Annotated in this window: 18 protein-coding genes; 14 read left to right on the top strand and 4 right to left on the bottom strand. The window is 59.4% G+C overall.

Annotation, left to right across the window (positions count from 1 at the left end; genetic code table 11):
• Positions 1-4: 4 nt before the first annotated feature.
• The 12 genes from iscX (at position 5) to AB4O11_RS02800 (ending at position 11,728) form a co-directional block, all read left to right on the top strand.
• Positions 5-205, top strand: coding sequence for a Fe-S cluster assembly protein IscX (iscX, locus tag AB4O11_RS02855; RefSeq protein WP_008084655.1), 201 nt, complete (start codon positions 5-7; stop codon positions 203-205).
• An 88-nt stretch (positions 206-293) separates the two neighbouring features.
• Positions 294-719 (top strand): nucleoside-diphosphate kinase, encoded by a 426-nt coding sequence (gene ndk, locus AB4O11_RS02850; protein WP_007916882.1) that lies wholly within the window; start codon positions 294-296, stop codon positions 717-719.
• A 28-nt stretch (positions 720-747) separates the two neighbouring features.
• Positions 748-1,896, top strand: a complete 1,149-nt coding sequence (gene rlmN / locus AB4O11_RS02845) for a dual-specificity RNA methyltransferase RlmN (protein ID WP_016984373.1) — start codon at positions 748-750, stop codon at positions 1,894-1,896.
• A 12-nt stretch (positions 1,897-1,908) separates the two neighbouring features.
• A complete protein-coding gene (gene pilW / locus AB4O11_RS02840; protein ID WP_093430650.1) occupies positions 1,909-2,667 on the top strand; it encodes a type IV pilus biogenesis/stability protein PilW in 759 nt (252 codons plus the stop codon).
• Positions 2,667-3,692 (top strand): RodZ domain-containing protein, encoded by a 1,026-nt coding sequence (locus AB4O11_RS02835; RefSeq protein WP_093430649.1) that lies wholly within the window; start codon positions 2,667-2,669, stop codon positions 3,690-3,692. The genes pilW and AB4O11_RS02835 overlap by 1 nt, the downstream gene beginning before the upstream one ends.
• A 3-nt stretch (positions 3,693-3,695) precedes the next feature.
• Positions 3,696-4,805 (top strand): flavodoxin-dependent (E)-4-hydroxy-3-methylbut-2-enyl-diphosphate synthase, encoded by a 1,110-nt coding sequence (ispG, locus tag AB4O11_RS02830; RefSeq protein ID WP_460130098.1) that lies wholly within the window; start codon positions 3,696-3,698, stop codon positions 4,803-4,805.
• Positions 4,806-4,842: 37 nt separating this feature from the next.
• Complete coding sequence (gene hisS, locus AB4O11_RS02825) at positions 4,843-6,132, top strand: histidine--tRNA ligase (RefSeq protein WP_016984369.1); 1,290 nt, start codon at positions 4,843-4,845, stop codon at positions 6,130-6,132.
• Positions 6,133-6,173: 41 nt separating this feature from the next.
• Entirely contained in the window at positions 6,174-6,815 is a 642-nt protein-coding gene (locus AB4O11_RS02820; RefSeq protein ID WP_460130096.1) for a YfgM family protein, read from the top strand.
• The gene (gene bamB, locus AB4O11_RS02815; RefSeq protein ID WP_034156262.1) at positions 6,808-7,959 is read left to right on the top strand and encodes an outer membrane protein assembly factor BamB; all 1,152 of its coding nucleotides are present in this window, start codon (positions 6,808-6,810) and stop codon (positions 7,957-7,959) included. Before AB4O11_RS02820 ends, bamB begins: the two co-directional genes overlap by 8 nt.
• 136 nt (positions 7,960-8,095) lie before the next feature.
• Complete coding sequence (der, locus tag AB4O11_RS02810) at positions 8,096-9,565, top strand: ribosome biogenesis GTPase Der (RefSeq protein ID WP_093430647.1); 1,470 nt, start codon at positions 8,096-8,098, stop codon at positions 9,563-9,565.
• Between the two features lie 235 nt (positions 9,566-9,800).
• Positions 9,801-10,949: a pyridoxal phosphate-dependent aminotransferase gene (locus AB4O11_RS02805; RefSeq protein WP_460092191.1), complete on the top strand. Its 1,149-nt coding sequence runs from the start codon at positions 9,801-9,803 to the stop codon at positions 10,947-10,949.
• Complete coding sequence (locus AB4O11_RS02800; RefSeq protein WP_099757099.1) at positions 10,937-11,728, top strand: amidohydrolase; 792 nt, start codon at positions 10,937-10,939, stop codon at positions 11,726-11,728. Before AB4O11_RS02805 ends, AB4O11_RS02800 begins: the two co-directional genes overlap by 13 nt.
• Before the next feature lie 168 nt (positions 11,729-11,896).
• Here the strand turns inward: AB4O11_RS02800 and leuA are convergent, their stop codons facing one another.
• From leuA to AB4O11_RS02780, 4 genes are all read right to left on the bottom strand, one after another.
• Positions 11,897-13,576 (bottom strand): 2-isopropylmalate synthase, encoded by a 1,680-nt coding sequence (leuA, locus tag AB4O11_RS02795; RefSeq protein ID WP_007916856.1) that lies wholly within the window; start codon positions 13,574-13,576, stop codon positions 11,897-11,899.
• A gap of 463 nt (positions 13,577-14,039) precedes the next feature.
• Complete coding sequence (locus tag AB4O11_RS02790; RefSeq protein ID WP_460092187.1) at positions 14,040-14,861, bottom strand: peptidoglycan DD-metalloendopeptidase family protein; 822 nt, start codon at positions 14,859-14,861, stop codon at positions 14,040-14,042.
• A gap of 3 nt (positions 14,862-14,864) precedes the next feature.
• The gene (gene xseA, locus AB4O11_RS02785; protein ID WP_460130092.1) at positions 14,865-16,244 is read right to left on the bottom strand and encodes an exodeoxyribonuclease VII large subunit; all 1,380 of its coding nucleotides are present in this window, start codon (positions 16,242-16,244) and stop codon (positions 14,865-14,867) included.
• 85 nt (positions 16,245-16,329) lie between these two features.
• Positions 16,330-17,274, bottom strand: a complete 945-nt coding sequence (locus tag AB4O11_RS02780) for a LysR family transcriptional regulator (protein WP_460130090.1) — start codon at positions 17,272-17,274, stop codon at positions 16,330-16,332.
• Positions 17,275-17,374: 100 nt separating this feature from the next.
• Here AB4O11_RS02780 and AB4O11_RS02775 point away from each other — a divergent pair, with 100 nt between their 5' ends.
• Both AB4O11_RS02775 and AB4O11_RS02770 read left to right on the top strand, forming a co-directional pair.
• Positions 17,375-18,142, top strand: coding sequence for a sulfite exporter TauE/SafE family protein (locus AB4O11_RS02775; RefSeq protein WP_460130088.1), 768 nt, complete (start codon positions 17,375-17,377; stop codon positions 18,140-18,142).
• 151 nt (positions 18,143-18,293) lie between these two features.
• Positions 18,294-18,842, top strand: a complete 549-nt coding sequence (locus AB4O11_RS02770) for a sugar ABC transporter ATPase (RefSeq protein ID WP_095048343.1) — start codon at positions 18,294-18,296, stop codon at positions 18,840-18,842.
• Positions 18,843-18,903: the final 61 nt, after the last annotated feature.

The following is an 18,903-nucleotide window of genomic DNA, read 5'->3' as shown; positions in this document are numbered from 1 at the left end:
TGTCATGAGCTACGGTTGGAATGATGTTCAACGTATTGCAGAAGAATTGGCCGAGGCCAAACCGGGTGTAGATCCGTTTTCTGTCAATTTCGTCGATCTGCAGCAATGGATCAAAGAGCTGCCGGATTTCGACAATACCTCTGGCCGTGTTGGCGAGAAGGTGTTGGAAGCAGTTCAGACGCTCTGGGCTGAAGAATTGGACTGATCGTCCTCGCAGGTTAGGCAATACCCAAGAACCCGCGTATAATTCGCGGGTTTAATTTTTCGCAAATTACCGTTTCTGGAGTTACACCATGGCTGTTCAACGCACTTTCTCCATCATCAAGCCTGACGCTGTTGCAAAAAACGTCATCGGCGAAATCACCACTCGTTTCGAAAAAGCCGGCCTGCGCGTTGTAGCTTCGAAACTGAAGCAACTGTCCAAAGCTGAAGCTGAAGGCTTCTACGCTGAGCACAGCGCTCGTGGTTTCTTCGGCGACCTGGTTGCTTTCATGATCTCCGGTCCTGTTGTTGTTCAGGTTCTGGAAGGCGAAAACGCTATCGCTCTGAACCGTGAGCTGATGGGCGCTACCAACCCTAAAGAAGCTGCTGCCGGCACCATCCGCGCTGACTTCGCTGATTCCATCGACGCCAACGCTGTTCACGGTTCGGACTCCGAAGCCGCAGCTGCTCGTGAAATCTCGTACTTCTTCGCAGCTACTGAAGTAACCACTCGCTAAGCATTGGCTTAAGAGTGAAGGTGAATCCATGACTACATCGACTGTAAAAACCAACCTGCTGGGTCTGACTCAACAGGAAATGGAAAAATTCTTCGACTCAATCGGGGAGAAGCGTTTCCGTGCCGGTCAGGTAATGAAATGGATTCACCACTTTGGCGTCGATGATTTCGACGCCATGACGAACGTCAGCAAGGCCTTGCGCGACAAGCTCAAGGCTATTGCCGAGGTCCGTGGTCCGGAAGTGGTCAGCGAGGACATCTCCAGCGACGGCACCCGTAAGTGGGTGGTGCGCGTGGCGTCCGGCAGCTGCGTCGAGACCGTATACATTCCCCAGGGCAAACGCGGCACTCTGTGCGTTTCGTCCCAGGCAGGCTGTGCCCTGGATTGCAGTTTCTGCTCCACCGGCAAGCAAGGCTTCAATAGCAACCTCACCGCCGCCGAAGTCATCGGTCAGGTGTGGATTGCCAACAAATCTTTCGGCAGTGTCCCGGCAACCGTCGACCGTGCCATCACCAACGTGGTGATGATGGGCATGGGTGAGCCGCTGCTGAACTTCGACAACGTCGTTGCCGCCATGCATCTGATGATGGATGACCTCGGCTACGGGATCTCCAAGCGCCGCGTGACCCTGTCCACCTCGGGTGTGGTGCCGATGATCGATGAGCTGGCCAAGCACATCGACGTTTCCCTGGCGTTGTCCCTGCACGCACCGAATGACGCATTGCGTAACCAATTGGTGCCGATCAACAAAAAATATCCGCTTAAGATGCTGCTCGAGTCGTGCCAGCGCTACATGTCCGCCCTTGGCGAGAAGCGTGTGCTGACCATCGAGTACACCTTGCTCAAGGACATCAACGACAAGGTTGAACACGCCGTCGAGATGATCGAGCTGCTGAAGAACATTCCGTGCAAGATCAACCTGATTCCGTTCAACCCGTTCCCGCACTCCGGGTACGAGCGGCCAAGCAACAACGCGATCCGTCGTTTCCAGGATCAGTTGCATCAGGCCGGTTTCAACGTCACTGTCCGCACCACCCGTGGTGAAGACATCGACGCTGCATGTGGTCAATTGGTAGGGCAGGTGCTGGATCGCACCCGTCGCAGCGAACGTTACATCGCAGTGCGCGAGTTGAGCGCCGACAGCGATCTGGCACAGAACGCCGCGAACACAAATTAAGAGAGGATCTCTATGTCCCTGCGCTTTGCGCTGCTGTTGCTGTTGGCCAGCCTGTGTGCTGGTTGTGTCCTGTCGGGTGACTACAACCCGATGAAGACCAGCAAGGGCCGCGATGAAGCGCGGGCTGCCTACGTGCAGTTGGGGCTGGGATACTTGCAGCAAGGCATGACCGAGCGGGCCAAGGTGCCGCTGAAGAAGGCGCTGGAAATCGACGGTTCCGATCCTGACGCCAACGCTGCCCTCGGGTTGGTGTTTCAGTCCGAAATGGAGCCGGAGCTGGCCGACGAACACTTCCGCAAGGCTTTGTCCTCCCGTCCCGCCGATGCGCGCATCCTCAACAATTACGGCAGTTTTCTCTACGAACAACAGCGTTATAAAGAAGCCTACGAGCGTTTTGAACAGGCGGCCGCCGATACCCTGTATCCTGAGCGTTCGCGTGTGTTCGAGAACCTCGGCATGACGGCGGCGAAGCTCGGTCAGCGTGATCTGGCGCAGCAACAGCTGGAAAAAGCACTGCGTTTGAACCGTCAACAACCACGCGCGTTGCTGGAAATGGCTGAGTTGTCCTTCGAAGACAGGCATTATGTGCCCGCGCGAGACTATTACGACCGTTTCAGCCAGTTGACCGAACAAAATGCACGTAGTCTATTGCTCGGCGTTCGGCTGGCAAAAGTGTTTGAAGATCGCGACAAGGCCGCCAGTTATGGCCTGCAATTAAAACGACTCTATCCCGGTACGCCGGAATATCAGCAATACCTGTCGGAGCAATGATGAAAGCGGCGCATCCCGAAGTTGTAGCAGCGAATCGCGTTAACCCCGGTGAGACCCTGCGCCAGGCCCGCGAAAGCAATGGCTGGTCGCTGGCCGAAGTGGCCCTCAAGCTCAACCTCACCGTGACTTCCCTGAGCAATCTTGAAGCCGGCGCTTTCGACAAGCTGCCGGGGCATACCTTCGCTCGCGGTTACATTCGCGCTTATGCCAAATTGCTCGGCATGGACCAAACCGTTCTGGTTCAGCAGTTCGACCAGTCCACCGGTACCGATTCCCAGGGCAGCAATGTTCACGCCCTCGGCCGTATCGAAGAGCCAGTGCGGGTTTCCCACACCATTTTGCGTATTGTCAGCCTGCTGTTGCTGATCGCGGTCATCGGCGGCGGTTTCGTCTGGTGGCAGGATCAGACATCCCAGCGCACCAAGGACCTGACGTCCCTGGCCCCTGAGCACGTTGAAGTCGAAGGTGCTGACGGCACGACTCAGATTCACCCGATCGACGAGCCGGAGGACCAGGCTGTCGAGGAAAACCAGGCCGATACTTCAACGGCGTTGGCGCTGCCTCAGTCGGAAACCACGGCTGAATCGACTGGTGCAGAAGGCGCTGCTCCGGCAACTGCTCCAGCAGCACCGGCTGCAACGCCGACCGCCCCGGTTCATACACCGGCGCCGGTTGTCGCTACCCCGGCTAGCCCCGCGCCAACCACTCCAGCGCCGACCGTCACCGCTCCGGTCGTTCCTGCTACACCGGCAGCGACCGCAGAAGCAACCGCTCCGGTGGCTGGCGATGGTCAGGTACAACTGCAGTTCAGCGCCGATTGCTGGGCACAAGTGACCGATGGCCGTGGCAAAGTGATTTTCAGTGGTCTGAAGCATAAAGGCGATAGCGTCACCGTTTCCGGCAAGCCGCCGCTTAACGTACGTCTGGGCGTTGCCCGCGCCGCGCAGGTCAGCTACAACGGCCAGCCGGTCGATATCGCTCCGTTCACCAGTGGCGAGACTGCTCGCCTGAAGTTGGGTCAATAAGTCATGCACGGCGAATCTCCAATCAAACGTCGCGTTTCGCGCAAGATCTGGGTCGGCAACGTACCGGTGGGCGGCGACGCGCCGATCGCGGTGCAGAGCATGACCAACAGCGACACCAATGACGTCGCCGCCACCGTTGCACAGATCAACCGTCTGGAAGCCGCTGGCGTCGATATCGTCCGCGTCTCGGTGCCGGACATGGACGCCGCCGAGGCGTTCGGCAAGATCAAGCAACTGGTCAAGGTGCCGCTGGTTGCCGACATCCACTTCGACTACAAGATCGCTCTGCGCGTGGCCGAACTGGGCGTGGACTGCCTGCGTATCAACCCGGGCAACATCGGTCGTGAAGACCGTGTTCGGGCGGTGGTCGATGCAGCGCGTGATCGCGGCATTCCGATCCGCATCGGCGTCAACGCCGGATCACTGGAAAAAGACCTGCAAAAGAAATACGGCGAGCCGACCCCTGCTGCGCTGGTCGAATCTGCTTTGCGTCACGTTGAGCACCTCGAACGCCTGAATTTTCAGGACTTCAAGGTCAGCGTTAAGGCCTCTGACGTGTTCATGGCCGTCGAAGCCTACCGCTTGCTGGCGAAAGAAATCGTTCAGCCGCTGCACCCGGGCATCACCGAAGCCGGTGGATTGCGTTCGGGCACAGTGAAATCCGCCGTGGGCCTAGGTATGCTGCTCGCCGAGGGGATTGGCGATACTATCCGCATCTCGCTGGCGGCCGACCCGGTCGAGGAAGTGAAGGTCGGTTACGACATTCTCAAGTCTTTGCATCTGCGTTCCCGTGGCATCAACTTCATCGCCTGCCCGAGCTGCTCGCGGCAGAACTTCGATGTGGTGAAAACCATGAACGAGCTGGAAGGGCGCCTTGAAGACCTGCTGGTGCCGCTGGATGTCGCGGTGATCGGTTGTGTGGTCAACGGCCCCGGCGAAGCCAAGGAAGCCCATATCGGCTTGACCGGCGGCACGCCAAACCTGATTTACATCGACGGCAAGCCGTCGCAGAAACTGACGAATGACAATCTGGTGGACGAGCTGGAAAAGCTGATCCGCCAGAAAGCGGCCGAAAAGGTCGAAGCTGACGCTGCGGTTATTGCGCGCGGCTGAGCCTGACTGAAGCGCCGAACGAATTTAAGGATTTAAAGTGAGCAAGTCTCTGCAAGCCATTCGTGGCATGAATGACATCCTGCCCGAGCAGACCCCGCTGTGGCGTTATTTCGAGGGCACCGTTGCGCGTCTGCTTGATAACTACGGTTACAAGCAGATCCGCATGCCGATCGTTGAATTCACCGAGCTGTTCAAACGCTCGATTGGTGAAGTCACCGACATCGTCGAAAAAGAGATGTACACCTTCGAAGACCGCAACGGCGACTCCCTGACCTTGCGTCCGGAAGGTACTGCGGCGTGCGTGCGTGCTGTGCTCGAGCACGGCATCACCGGCGGTGGCCAGGTGCAGAAACTCTGGTACATCGGCCCGATGTTCCGCCACGAGCGTCCGCAGAAAGGCCGTTATCGCCAGTTCCACCAGATCGGTCTGGAAGTGTTCAACCTCGACGGCCCGGACATCGACGCCGAGCTGATCACCATGACCTGGCGCCTGTGGGGCGAGCTGGGCATTCGTGATGCGGTCAAGCTTGAACTCAACAGCCTCGGCACCAGCGAGTCCCGTGGGCGTTATCGTGAAGCGCTGGTCGAGTACCTCTCGGCGCACCACGACAAACTCGACGAAGACAGCCAGCGTCGCCTGAAAACCAACCCGCTGCGCGTGCTCGACACGAAAAATGCCGACACTCAAGCGGTGCTGGTCGATGCGCCGAAAATGGCCGATTACCTCGACGACGAATCCCGTGCGCACTTTGAAGGTTTGAAAGCGCGTCTGGATGCCGTCGGCATTCCTTACGTGCTCAACCCGAAACTGGTGCGCGGCCTCGATTACTACAGCAAAACCGTATTCGAATGGGTCACCGACAAACTCGGCGCCCAGGGCACTGTTTGCGCGGGCGGTCGTTACGACGGTCTGGTCGAGCAAATGGGTGGCAAGCCGACCACCGGCGTCGGTTTTGCCATGGGCATCGAACGTCTGGTGCTGATGCTGGAAACCCTTGAGCAGATCCCGGAAGAAATCTCCCGTCAGGTCGATGTCTATCTGTGCGCCTTCGGTGAAGAAGCCGAGCTGGCCGGTCTGGCTCTGGCTGAACGTGTTCGTGATCAACTTCCAAACCTGCGTCTGCAAGTCAATGCCGGCGCCGGCAGCTTCAAAAGCCAGTTCAAGAAGGCCGACAAGAGCGGTGCGCTGTACGCACTGATCCTCGGTGACGACGAAATGGCCCAGCAAGTGGTAGGTTTCAAACCCCTGCGTGGCCAGGGCGAACAACAAAGCATTGCCTGGGATGCGCTCGCCGCTCACCTGGCCACCTGCGTCGTGCAGGGTTGAAGCTGTCCAAACAGCCGATTTAGCGATTAAGGAGTATTGGGGTGTCGAGTACCGAAGACGAACAGTTGGCGGATTTGAAGGACTGGTGGACACGCAACGGCAAACCTCTGGTCACTGGCGGCCTGTTGGCGCTGGTCATCGTGTTCGGCTGGCAGGCATATCACAGATACCAGAGCAACCAGTCGCAAGGCGCCTCGGTGCTCTATCAGCAACTGCTGGAAACCACGCTGACGCCTGACGGCAAGCCTGATGCGGCCCGCGTTGCGGATCTGGCCGGCAAGCTCAACAGCGAATTCAGCGGTTCCGCCTACGCGCAGTACGGCAGCCTGTTCGTGGCCAAAGTGGCGGTCGACAGCGGCAAGCTGGATGACGCTGCGGCCGAACTGAAAGCCATTGTCGACAAACCGGCCAACCCGGCGCTGGGCGAAATCGCCCGTCAGCGTCTGGCGCAGGTACTCGGCGCGCAGAACAAGGCTGAAGATGCCCTGAAACTGCTCGACGGCGATGCCGACAAAGCGTTCCTGGCCACTCGCGAAGAACTCAAGGGCGACCTGCTGGTACAGCTGGGCCGTACCGATGACGCGAACAAGGCGTATCAAAAAGCCAAGGCGGCACTGTCGGATGAAGCGGCGGTCGGTGGCCTTCAAATCAAGCTCGACGACCTGGCCAAAGGGGATGCGTGACGTGATCCGTTGGAAGCATGCAGCATTGCTGGCTCTGGCCCTTCTGGCCGCGGGTTGCAGCAGCAACAGCAAAAAAGAATTGCCACCGGCTGAACTGACCGACTTCAAAGAAGAAGTGGTTCTGCACAAGCAGTGGAGTCGTTCGATCGGTGACGGTCAGGGCGAAACCTACAACATGCTGGTGCCGGCGATCGACGGTGACACCATCTACGCCGCCGATGTAACCGGCGTGGTGATGGCCATGGATCGCGGCAATGGCGACGTGAAATGGAAGCAGGATCTTGACCTGCCTGTCTCCGGCGCCGTTGGCGTGGGTTACGGTCTGGTTCTGATCGGTACGCTGCGCGGCGAAGTCGTTGCTCTGGACACCAGCAACGGTGAAGAGAAGTGGCGCGCTCGTGTGAACAGCGAAGTCCTCGCGCCGCCGGCCAACAACGGCGACGTGGTGGTGGTACAGACCCAGGACGATCGTCTGATCGGTCTGGATGCTTCCACCGGTACTCAGCGCTGGGTGTATGACAGCACCCCGGCCGTGTTGACCCTGCGTGGCACCAGCGCACCGCTGGTCACCAACCGTCTCGCGGTGGCTGGCCTGTCGACCGGTAAAGTGGTCGCTCTGGATATTTCCAACGGCGTGCCGGTGTGGGAACAACGGATCGCGATTCCACAAGGTCGTTCGGAACTGGAGCGCGTGGTCGACATCGACGGCGGTCTGCTGTTGTCCGGCGGTACGCTGTACGTTGCCAGCTATCAGGGTCGCGTGGCGGCACTGGATCTGGAAAGCGGTCGTCAACTCTGGCAGCGCGATGCGTCGAGCTACGCCGGTATCGCTCAGGGTTTCGGCAGCGTTTACGTGAGCCTGTCCTCGGGCACCGTTGAAGGCGTCGACGAACGTTCCACCACAGCATTGTGGAGCAACGATTCGCTGGCTCGTCGTCAACTGTCGGCTCCGGAAGTGTTCTCCAGCTATGTTGCAGTCGGTGACCTGGAAGGTTATCTGCACCTGCTGAGCCAGGTTGACGGTCGTTTCGTCGGCCGTGAGCGCATCGACAGCGACGGCCTGCGTGCCCGTCCGCTGGTGGTGGGTGACACGATTTATGTCTATGGCAACAGCGGCAAACTGGAAGCCCTGACCATCAAGTAACAACTATGCTTGGGGTTAAACCCCCAGGCGGCCCCGGATTCATGGGGCTTGCAGCGCTAACAGGCGTTGCCCCGAGCACCAGCCGCTGCCTCGCAGCGGCTTTTGTATTTTCTGAAATAACGAAGTGGAGAGCCGCATGGTTCCCGTAATCGCCCTGGTGGGCCGACCGAACGTCGGCAAGTCCACCTTGTTCAACCGCCTGACCAGGACTCGCGACGCCATCGTCGGCGACTTGTCCGGTCTGACCCGTGATCGCCAGTACGGTGAGGCCAAGTGGCAAGGGCGTTCCTACATTCTGGTCGACACCGGTGGTATCTCCGGTGACGAGCACGGTATGGACGAAAAAATGGCCGAGCAGTCGCTGCTGGCCATTGAAGAAGCGGATGTTGTGCTGTTCCTGGTAGATGCCAAGGCCGGTTTTACCGCCGCCGACCAGATGATCGCCGAACACCTGCGCAAACGTAACAAGCGTTCCTACGTGGTCGCCAACAAGGTCGACAACATCGACCCGGAAATGGCCCGCGCTGAATTCGCTCCTCTGGGCATGGGCCACGCGATCCCGATCGCCGGTGCTCACGGCCGTGGCATCACGCAGATGCTGGAAATCGCCTTGGGTGATTTTCCCAAAGACGAAGAAGAGCCGGAAGACGGCGAAGAAGAGATCGTTGCCGAAGGCGAGGAAGCCAAGCGCATTCCTGGCCCGAGCGAAAAAGACGGGATCAAGATCGCCATCATCGGTCGTCCGAACGTCGGCAAGTCGACCCTGGTCAACCGCATGCTCGGTGAAGACCGGGTTATCGTCTATGACCAGCCGGGCACCACCCGCGACAGTATCTACATCCCGTTCGAACGGAATGAAGAGAAGTACACGCTGATCGACACCGCCGGTGTGCGCAAGCGCGGCAAGATCCACGAAGAAGTGGAAAAATTCTCCGTGGTGAAAACCCTGCAGGCGATCAAAGACGCCAACGTGGTGATCTTCGTGATGGACGCCCGCGAAGGCGTGGTCGATCACGACCTCAACCTGCTGGGCTTCGCCATCGAATCCGGTCGTGCACTGGTGATCGCGATCAACAAGTGGGACGGCATGACGCCGAGCGAGCGCGACTTCGTCAAGGTCGAGCTGCAACGTCGCCTGTTCTTCGTTGACTACGCCGACATCCACTTCATCTCGGCCCTGCACGGCACTGGCGTGGGTAACCTCTACGCGTCCGTACAGAACTCGTTCAAGTCGGCGGTCACCCGCTGGCCGACCAACCGTCTGACCCAGATTCTGGAAGACGCGGTGGGCGAGCACGCGCCACCGATGGTCAACAACCGCCGGATCAAGCTGCGCTACGCCCACTTGGGTGGTGCGAACCCGCCGATCATCGTGATCCACGGTAACCAGATCGAGAAAGTGCCGAAGTCGTACGTGCGCTATCTGGAGAACACTTACCGCCGTGTGCTGAAGCTGGTCGGTACGCCGATCCGCATCGAGTTCAAGGGCGGCGAGAACCCGTACGAAGGCAACAAGAACACGCTGACCGACCGCCAGGTCAACAAGAAGCGTCGCTTGATGTCGCACAACAAGAAAGCCAGCAAGAAGCGCCGCGACAAGAAATAAGGTCGCGGCTCGTTGATCGTTCCCATGCTCCGCGTGGGGATGTATCCCGTGACGCTCTGCGTCACATAAGCGGTGGACGCAGAGCGTCCAGGGCTGCATTCCCACGCAGAGCGCGGGAACGATCAACATGAGAGAAGGGTGCCATCCGGCGCCCTTTTTTTATGGGCGCCGGATGGGCTATCCTCGGGCTCTCCCGCGCCGTCGTCAGAGCCGGGTGTTGAGCAGGGAACCCCCGATGATCACCAGTAAGCTGCCGAATGTCGGCATCACTATTTTCACGCAGATGTCTCAGCTCGCGGCCCAGACCGGAGCGATCAATCTGTCCCAGGGTTTTCCTGACTTCGACGGCCCGCAGTCCCTGCGTGACGCGGTCGGTCGGCACATCGCCAGTGGCCACAACCAGTATTCACCGATGACTGGCCTGCTGGCGCTGCGCGAGCAGATTGCGGCGAAAATCGCTCGCAGCTATGGCGTGCAAGTCAATGCCGACAGTGAAGTGACGGTCACGCCGGGCGCGACCCAGGCGATCTTCTGTGCGATTCAGGCGGTTATCCACAGCGGCGACGAAGTTATCGTGTTCGATCCGTGCTACGACAGCTACGAACCGGCGACGGAGTTGGCGGGCGGTCGTTGCGTACATGTACAACTGAATCCGAACGACTTCTCCATCGATTTCGATCAACTCGCTGCTGCCCTGAGTCCGCGCACGAAAATGATCGTCATCAACACCCCGCACAACCCGAGCGGCGCACTGATCAGTCGTGCCGAACTCGATCAACTGGCAGAGTTGATCCGTGGTCGCGACATCTACCTGATCAGCGATGAAGTCTACGAACACTTGGTGTTCGACGGCGTGCCGCACGTCAGCGTGCTGGCCCATGAAGAGCTGTATCAGCGCGCATTCGTGGTCAGCTCGTTCGGCAAGACCTATCACGTCACTGGCTGGAAAACCGGTTACGTCGTCGCGCCGCCAGCGCTGACCACCGAACTGCGCAAGGTCCACCAGTACGTCAGTTTCTGCGGCGTCACGCCGTTGCAATATGCGCTGGCCGATTACATGGCCGAGCACCCGGAACACGTCGAAGAGTTGCCGGGCTTCTACCAAGCCAAGCGCGATCTGTTCTGCGATCTGCTGGCGCCGTCGCGTTTCACCTTCACCCGAGTCACCGGCACCTATTTCCAACTGGTCGATTACTCGCAGATCCGTCCCGACCTCAACGACGTCGAGATGGCCATATGGATGACCCGCGAACACGGCGTGGCGAGTATCCCGGTGTCGGTGTTCTACCAGAACCCACCGCAAGGCCAGCGCCTGGTGCGTCTGTGTTTTGCCAAACGCGAGGAGACGCTGCGTGAAGCGGCGGCAAAACTATGCGTGATCTGAGTGCGTTACCTGATCTGAACCTGGCGCTGATCCAGACCAGCCTGGCCTGGCATGACCGCCAGGCCAACCTTGAACATTTCGCGGTGTTGCTGGAGCAGGCGCGGGGGGCGGATCTGATCGTTCTGCCGGAGATGTTCACTACCGGATTCTCCATGGAATCCGAAACCCTTGCCGAAGCCGAGAATGGCCCGACCAGCAAATGGCTGCGGGTTCAGGCGGCGAAGCTCAATGCGGTCATTACCGGCAGTGTGATTATCCAGGCCGCCGACGGCAGCCATCGCAATCGCCTTCTATGGGCGCGACCGGACGGCGAAGTGCTGCATTACGACAAGCGTCACCTGTTCCGTATGGCCGGTGAGCACAATCACTACACCCCCGGCGAACGTCAGGTGCAGTTCGAACTCAAGGGCTGGCGCATCCGTCCGCTGATTTGTTACGACCTGCGCTTCCCGGTGTGGAGCCGCGATGCGCAGGACACTGATCTGTTGCTGTACACCGCCAACTGGCCGGGCGCGCGGCGTCTGCATTGGAATCGCCTGTTGCCGGCGCGAGCCATCGAAAACCTTTGCTATGTGGCGGCGGTGAATCGCGTCGGCACCGACGGCAAGGGCTTTGCCTACACTGGTGACAGTCAGGTACTGGATTTCCAGGGTGAGACCTTACTGGCGGCAGGGGAGGCGGACGGGGTGTTCAAGGTGGTTTTGGAGGCGGCGTCACTGGCGGCGTATCGCGAGCGCTTTCCGGCGAATCTGGATGCCGACACCTTTGAGTTCACCTGAGGTAACTGATCGTTCCCACGCTCTGCGTGGGAATGCAGCCCGTGACGCTCCGCGTCACTGGACGCAGAGCGTCCCTTGAGGCATTCCCACGCAGAGCGTGGGAACGATCGCAGGCAAAAAAAGGCCCCGGAGTTCAAACGCCGGGGCCTTTTGCATTTCAGCGGTCGATTACGCCGCTTTCGCCTCTGGCTGACTCAACGAGCGGTTCAGCGCGCTGAACAGGGCCTTGAAGCTGGCCGTGGTGATGTTTTCATCGATGCCTACGCCATGCACTGCTCGTTCGCCGTTCACACGCAGTTCGATGTACGCCGCTGCTTTGGCGTTGGTGCCCGCGCCGATCGCGTGTTCGTTGTAGTCCATGATCTCCACCGGAATCGGCAGACCGGCGACCAGTGCTTCCAGCGCACCGTTGCCCTTGCCGCGCCAGTGCAGGTTGGTTTCGCCCTGACCTTTGCTTGCTACTTCCACTTCGACGGCGCTGTTGCCGTTTTCTTCCTGCAGGCGATGGCTGACCAGCGCGTACGGGGTGTTGGCTTGCAGGTATTCGCTGATCAACAGCGAATGGATCTGCTTGGCGGTCATCTCCAGGCCCAGACGATCGGTTTCACGCTGCACGACCTGGCTGAATTCGATCTGCATGCGACGTGGCAGGCTGATGCCGTATTCCTGCTCCAGCAAGTAAGCGATGCCGCCCTTGCCCGACTGGCTGTTGACGCGAATCACCGCCTCGTAGCTGCGGCCGATGTCGGCCGGGTCGATCGGCAAATACGGCACTTCCCACAGTGCATCCGGTTTCTGCTGGGAGAAGCCTTTACGGATTGCATCCTGGTGCGAGCCGGAGAATGCGGTGTGTACCAGGTCGCCAACGTACGGGTGACGTGGGTGAACCTGAATCTGGTTGCACTCTTCGACCACTTTGCGCACGCCGTCGATGTCGGAGAAGTCCAGCTGCGGGTCAAGACCCTGGGTGTACATGTTCAGGGCGACGGTGACGAGGTCAACGTTACCGGTACGCTCGCCGTTGCCGAACAGGCAGCCTTCGACGCGATCGGCGCCGGCCATCAGGCCCAACTCGGTAGCGGCGACACCGGTGCCACGGTCGTTGTGGGTGTGCAGGCTGATGATCACGCTGTCACGACGGTTGATATTGCGGCCGAACCACTCGATCTGGTCGGCGTAGACGTTCGGGGTCGCGCACTCAACGGTAGCCGGCAGGTTGAGGATCATCTTGTGCTCAGGCGTCGGGTTCCACACCTCGATCACCGCGTCACAGACTTCCTTGGCGAATTCCAACTCGGTGGCGCTGAAGGTTTCCGGCGAGTATTCGAAGGTCCATTCGGTGTCCGGCTGCATCGCCGCGTATTTGACGAACAGCTTGGCGGCGTTGACTGCAATGGCCTTGATACCGTCCTTGTCCTGGTTGAAGACGATGCGACGGAAAGAAGGCGAGGTGGCGTTGTACAAGTGAACGATGGCTTTTTTCGCACCGCGCAGGGATTCGAACGTACGCTCGATCAAATCTTCACGGCCCTGGGTCAGCACCTGAATGGTGGTGTCGTCCGGGATGTGGCCTTCTTCGATGAGGGTACGCACGAAGTCGAAGTCAGTTTGCGAAGCGGCCGGGAACGACGCTTCGATTTCCTTTACACCGACCTGCACCAGGGTTTTCCAGAAGCGCAGCTTTTTCACCGCGTCCATCGGCTCGATCAGCGACTGGTTGCCGTCACGCAGGTCGGAACTGCACCAGATCGGCGCGGTGTCGATGGTTTTCGACGGCCAGGTGCGATCCGGCAAGTTGATGACGGGAAACGCGCGGTATTTCGAAGACGGATCTTTGAGCATGCTCATCGGGAAATTCCTTATTGTCTGGGCCGAAAAGAGGCGGCCTGCCGGTGTTACGAATGTTCTTGGAAAAGCGTGGGACGAGGTGCCGCGATTCAGCCTGGCAGTCGTGCGCTGACGAGGCACAGGCTGCGGTGCTGGCGAAGCTGAATGAGGGTGTGAGAGGTTTTCATGCCTTCAACCCTAACCGCGAGGGGAGAGGATGGCAAGCAGTCGAAAAAAATTGAGAGGAATACTCGGAAAGCGGGTTTTTGCAGGATTTTATTGCGCTGGAGGTCGCTGATCGTTGTGATATTTGCGCGAGGTTTGATTGGGGCGCAATTGGGGTTTATAGCAGTTCAGTAAGTATTGATGTGCGTTGTAGGCCGCCTTCGCGAGCAAGCTCGCTCCCACAGGGATTTGTGTTTTGAACGCAATCCAATGTGGGAGCGAGCTTGCTCGCGAAGGGGCCATCAGCCCATCGGCTGTCTTAAGGCTGAAATGCGCCAATGAAAATCGCCGGATCCACCCGCGCATCATTCAGGCTGACATTCCAGTGCATGTGCGGCCCGGTCGCCCGACCAGTCGAGCCAACCTTGCCGACCACAGCGCCCCGCGCCAGTTGATCGCCGACTTTCACATCAATCTTCGACATATGGCAGAACATGCTGATAAAGCCCTGCCCATGGTCGACAAACACGGTGTTGCCGTTGAAGAAGTAGTTGCCGGTGAGGATCACCTTGCCCGCCGCCGGGGTCTTGATCGGCGTGCCCGCTGGCACCGCGAAGTCGAGGCCTGCATGTGGATTGCGCTCTTCACCATTAAAGAAGCGACGCACACCAAACTTGCTCGACAACGGACCGTTCACCGGTTTGTCCAACAACAGATTGCTCGGCGTGTTCGGGCTGAAGCTGCGATATGCCTTGATCTGTTCGGCCAGTTCGCCCTCGATGCGTTTGAGGTTCGACTGATCCGGGTTGACTTGCTGTTTGTTCTTCAGGGTGATGCGTTGTTCCGGGTATTTCTTGTTGCCCACGGTGAATGGCAAGTTACGTCCGCCGCTGCTGATCTGCTGCGCACCCGGTTTAACGGTAAGTGGCACGCCGACGATCGCCAGCCAGGTGTTCTGTTCTTTTACCACCAGCACCGGTTTGCCCTGATACGTGGCTTTCGGTGCCTGCGCGGCGGTGCCCAGATCAACCACCGCCACACCGCCCGGCACCGGTTTGTTCAGTAGCCGGGTGATGTAACTGTCGGCGTGGGCATTGAAGGTCAGGCAGAGCAAAAACAGTGGAGCGAGAAAGCGAGGCATGGATCAGTCCAGTAAAGAGAGAGTGACAGGCGTCAGGTGATTGTCCTCGACGCGCACTTGCAGTTCGCCTTCGCCGAGTTTGGCTTTGAGGCGCTGGCCGGTGTGGGTCTGCGCGGCGTTGCGGATCGCGTGGCCGCGCTCATCCAGCAGAATGCTGTAACCGCGCCCGAGCGTTGCCAGCGGGCTGACCACGTGCAGTGTCTGCATCTGGCTGTGCAATTGCAGGCGCCGGTTTTTCAGACCTTCGCGCATGGCGCGAGGCAAGCGTTCGGCGAAGCTGTCGAGTCGCTGGCGCAGCATCGCCAATTGCCGCCCCGGATGCTGGCCGGCGAGGCGTGTTTCCAGGCGGATCAGGCGCTCGCGACGGGTATTGAGATGGCGCTCGAACGCCCGACGCATGCGCATGTCCAGATCATCCAGGCGCTGAGCCTGTTGGCGCAGACGTTCGCCGGGATGGCGCAAGCGACGGGCCATGCCTTCCAGGCGCAGACGATCACGCATCAAACGGTCGCGCATGCGCATCACCAAGCGCCGATGCAGGCTTTCGACCTGACGGATCAGATGACTGGAATCGGGCGCGAGTAATTCGGCAGCCGCAGACGGCGTCGGTGCGCGAACGTCGGCAACAAAGTCGCTGATCGACACATCGGTTTCATGGCCGACGGCGCTGACAATCGGCGTCACGCAGGCATCGACGGCGCGGGCCACGGCTTCTTCGTTGAAGCACCAAAGGTCTTCCAGCGAACCGCCGCCACGGGCAAGGATCAGTGCGTCGAAACCACGGGCATCGGCCATTTTCAGCGCGCGGACGATTTGCGCGGTGGCTTCCCGGCCTTGTACGGCAGTCGGAATCAGCGTCAGTTGCACCTGCGGCGCACGGCGGCGGAATACGCTGATGATGTCGCGAATCACCGCGCCGGTCGGCGAGCTGATGATGCCGATGCGCTGCGGATGCGCGGGCAACGGCACTTTGCGTTCGGCACTGAACAGACCTTCGGCGCTTAGCTTTTCCTTCAGCGCATCGAAGGCCAGACGCAGTGCACCGTCACCGGCAGGTTCGACAGTGTCGAGAATCAACTGATAGTCGCCACGGCCTTCGAACAGCGAAACCTTGCCGCGCACTTTGACGGCCAAACCGTCCTTGAGCGCCTGACGCACGCGCGCCGCGTTCTGTCGGAACAATGCGCAACGCACCTGCGCGCCGCTGTCCTTGAGGGTGAAGTAGATGTGACCGGACGCCGGGCGGGCGAGGTTGGAGATTTCGCCTTCGACCCAGATGTTGCTGAACACGTCTTCGAGCAACACCCGCGCGCGGCCGTTGAGCTGGCTGACGGTCAGGACCTCACGGTCCAGGCCAAGTCTTGCAAAGGGATCTTTAATCATGGGGCGCAGTTTAAAGGCATTTGCTGATCAATCTCCATGAATGACCATAAATCCCTGTGGGAGCGAGCCTGCTCGCGAAGGCGTCTTATCCTTCGACACCTTCAGTGGCTGACGGTCCGCTTTCGCGAGCAAGCTCGCTCCCACAGGGGGGATTGGTGAAGGTCTGGAGGAAGTGTTGGATCAGCGGCGTGGGGTTCTGTGGGTAGGCGAGGGCGACAGTGCTTTGGCAATCGGGATCGGTCAGCGGCAGAAATCGTACACCGCTCGGAGCGATGTCCTGCATTGATTCCGGCAGCAGGGCGATGCCGAACCCAGCCTGAATCAGCTGGAGCTGGGTGGTCTTGCGGGAAATGACCCGCGCCGCTTGCGGAAAGAAGCCCTGACGCATGCACAATTCAGCACACAGATAACTCAGACCGCCGCGTTGCGGATGCGGGATCGAGATGAATGCCTCGTCCTTCAGTTGGGCCAGGTCGACACGCTCAGCCTCGGCCAATCGATGATTCATCGGCACTGCCAACAGCAGCCGTTCAGTAAACAGCGGCACAATCTGAATACCTTCGCGCTGGCGCAACACTGGCAGGCGCAGCAGGCCGACATCGAGGCGTCCTTCGGCGAGTTCTTCCAGTTGCGCTTCCGAAGAGAGTTTGCCGATATCCAGTGACACGCCAGGCTGTTGCTGCAGATAAGCGCCGATATCACTGAGCAGCCGGCCACTGATAGACACAGTGCTGGAGTGACTGAGGCGCAAGGTGCCGAGCTGGCCATTGCCGACTTCGGTGGCCATGGCACTGGCCTTGCTCAGCTCGTTCAGCAGATTTCTTGCTCGCGGCAAAAAAGCTTCCCCAGCCGCAGTGAGGCGAGGTTGGCGCGCGGTGCGCTCGAAAAGCGGGGTTTGCAGGCGCGTTTCCATGTCCTTGATTTGCCGGCTCAGCGCCGATTGCGCAACGAATAAACGTTCAGCCGCAGCACTGAAACTGCCACATTCGGCAATTTCGACGAAGTAACGCAATTGACGGGTTGAAAGCACCAGTTATGCCTTTTTGAGATGGGTGATCGACTTTGAAGATATTAGTCGCAACCCTCGGCGCTGGCTAAAGTCATCTGAGGCTTATTAAGGAAGCGGAACGATGAGTGTGGCGGGGTTGTTGAGTGAATGGGCGTGGGGCGCTGGCGGCTGGGCGGTGATTGGGTTGGGCATCGCATTGGCTTACATCGTGTTCGGCATTGCCGGATTTGGCACTGCATTGGTGGCGGGGCCGATTCTGCTTCTGTTCATGCCGTTGTCGAAGATTGTGCCGCTGCTGGTGCTACTGGATTTCGTTGCAGCGTTCGGCAACCTGCTGCCGTCGCGGCGGGATGTGGCCAAGCCGGAGTTGTTGCGGCTACTGCCGTGCATGGCGCTGGGCTGCACGCTGGGAGTGATTTTCCTGCTTAATCTGAAATCCGATCTGTTGCTGTTGTTGATGGGTCTGTTTATCAGCGCTTATGCGGTTTACAGCCTGTGGGTCAAAGCCCGGCCGGCGCAATTGTCGGCGGCCTGGGCAGTGCCGATGGGCACGGTGGGCGGATTGTTCGGCGCGCTGTTTGGCAGTGGCGGCTTTCTATACGCGATTTATCTCAACAGTCGGCTGCCGAAAGACGCCGCGCGGGCGACGCAAAGTGCGCTGATCAGTTGCAGCACGGTGGTGCGTTTGAGTCTGTTTGCCATCGCCGGTGTGTATGCCGAGCTACCCTTGTTGATGCTGGCGCTGTGTCTGTTGCCGGCCATGGCGCTGGGGCTGTGGATCGGGCGGCGCTTGACCATGAAGTTGTCGCGCGAGGCATTTGTACGGCTGGTGACGTGGCTGGTGCTGGCGAGCGGGCTGGCGTTGATCGGGCGCTACCTCAGCACTTGACCGGATTTTGTCAGGGATTAAGCTGCCGGCCTTTAGGGCCTCTTCGCGAGCAGGTCGAATCGTCGCACCGTCGCTCCCACAGGGAACTGCATTCCATTGTGGGAGCGAGCTTGCTCGCGAAGGCGTCAGAAGTCACACCGCAGGATTTCCCATGAATTCGCAAAGCATCATCGTCCCGAAAATCTCCACCCTGCCGGTCCACGAACCCCGGGCCCGGGCGATCGTGCGCTGGCTGGTGCGCAAGAACATCATCAAAGAAGAGCTGACAACCTGTGGCCGCACCGGCAACCGCATGGCTTACGCGATTGCCGATGGCGCCCGCGCCGTGGTCCTGCACCCGCAAGCGTTGCCATTTGGTGAGCCGATCAACGGGCTGGAGATCGTCACCAAACGCTGCATCTACACACCGGCCAAGGGCTTTCTCGAAGAGGCCGGTTGCGCCGAGTGTCGTCGCGAGATCGGCGAAGCGCTGTTTGAAAGCCTCGAAGACTGGATGCCGGGGCGCACCGACAACTTCACCTGCCCGGAATGCGGTCACGAAGACGACATCAACGGCTTCCTGTACCTGCAGGAGTGCGGGTTTTCCAACCTCGGTTTCATCTTCAACAACTGGCTGGAGGCGGGCTTCAAGCAGAGCTTTATCGATGAGTTCGCCGATTGGCTCGATCAACCTGTCTCTTGGGTCAAGGTGGAGCTGTAACGGCGGGGATTCCCGTACATCAGCAACATTGATATTAAGCTGAGTTTTACATTGAACAGCA

Source organism: Pseudomonas sp. H1_D05 (assembly GCF_054682705.1).
Note: the sequence above shows the minus strand (reverse complement) of the source record. Positions and strands in the feature narration are given on the sequence as shown.

What these genes read in the sequence shown, in the direction of transcription:
- AB4O11_RS02800 (WP_099757099.1), top strand. Translation starts at nt 10,937, where the DNA reads ATGCGTGATCTGAGTGCGTTACCTGATCTGAACCTGGCGCTGATCCAG.
- rlmN (WP_016984373.1), top strand. Translation starts at nt 748, where the DNA reads ATGACTACATCGACTGTAAAAACCAACCTGCTGGGTCTGACTCAACAG.
- der (WP_093430647.1), top strand. Translation starts at nt 8,096, where the DNA reads ATGGTTCCCGTAATCGCCCTGGTGGGCCGACCGAACGTCGGCAAGTCC.
- AB4O11_RS02835 (WP_093430649.1), top strand. Translation starts at nt 2,667, where the DNA reads ATGAAAGCGGCGCATCCCGAAGTTGTAGCAGCGAATCGCGTTAACCCC.
- pilW (WP_093430650.1), top strand. Translation starts at nt 1,909, where the DNA reads ATGTCCCTGCGCTTTGCGCTGCTGTTGCTGTTGGCCAGCCTGTGTGCT.
- AB4O11_RS02805 (WP_460092191.1), top strand. Translation starts at nt 9,801, where the DNA reads ATGATCACCAGTAAGCTGCCGAATGTCGGCATCACTATTTTCACGCAG.
- AB4O11_RS02770 (WP_095048343.1), top strand. Translation starts at nt 18,294, where the DNA reads ATGAATTCGCAAAGCATCATCGTCCCGAAAATCTCCACCCTGCCGGTC.
- ispG (WP_460130098.1), top strand. Translation starts at nt 3,696, where the DNA reads ATGCACGGCGAATCTCCAATCAAACGTCGCGTTTCGCGCAAGATCTGG.
- bamB (WP_034156262.1), top strand. Translation starts at nt 6,808, where the DNA reads ATGCGTGACGTGATCCGTTGGAAGCATGCAGCATTGCTGGCTCTGGCC.
- xseA (WP_460130092.1), bottom strand. Translation starts at nt 16,244, where the DNA reads ATGATTAAAGATCCCTTTGCAAGACTTGGCCTGGACCGTGAGGTCCTG.
- leuA (WP_007916856.1), bottom strand. Translation starts at nt 13,576, where the DNA reads ATGAGCATGCTCAAAGATCCGTCTTCGAAATACCGCGCGTTTCCCGTC.
- AB4O11_RS02790 (WP_460092187.1), bottom strand. Translation starts at nt 14,861, where the DNA reads ATGCCTCGCTTTCTCGCTCCACTGTTTTTGCTCTGCCTGACCTTCAAT.
- ndk (WP_007916882.1), top strand. Translation starts at nt 294, where the DNA reads ATGGCTGTTCAACGCACTTTCTCCATCATCAAGCCTGACGCTGTTGCA.
- AB4O11_RS02775 (WP_460130088.1), top strand. Translation starts at nt 17,375, where the DNA reads ATGAGTGTGGCGGGGTTGTTGAGTGAATGGGCGTGGGGCGCTGGCGGC.
- iscX (WP_008084655.1), top strand. Translation starts at nt 5, where the DNA reads ATGAGCTACGGTTGGAATGATGTTCAACGTATTGCAGAAGAATTGGCC.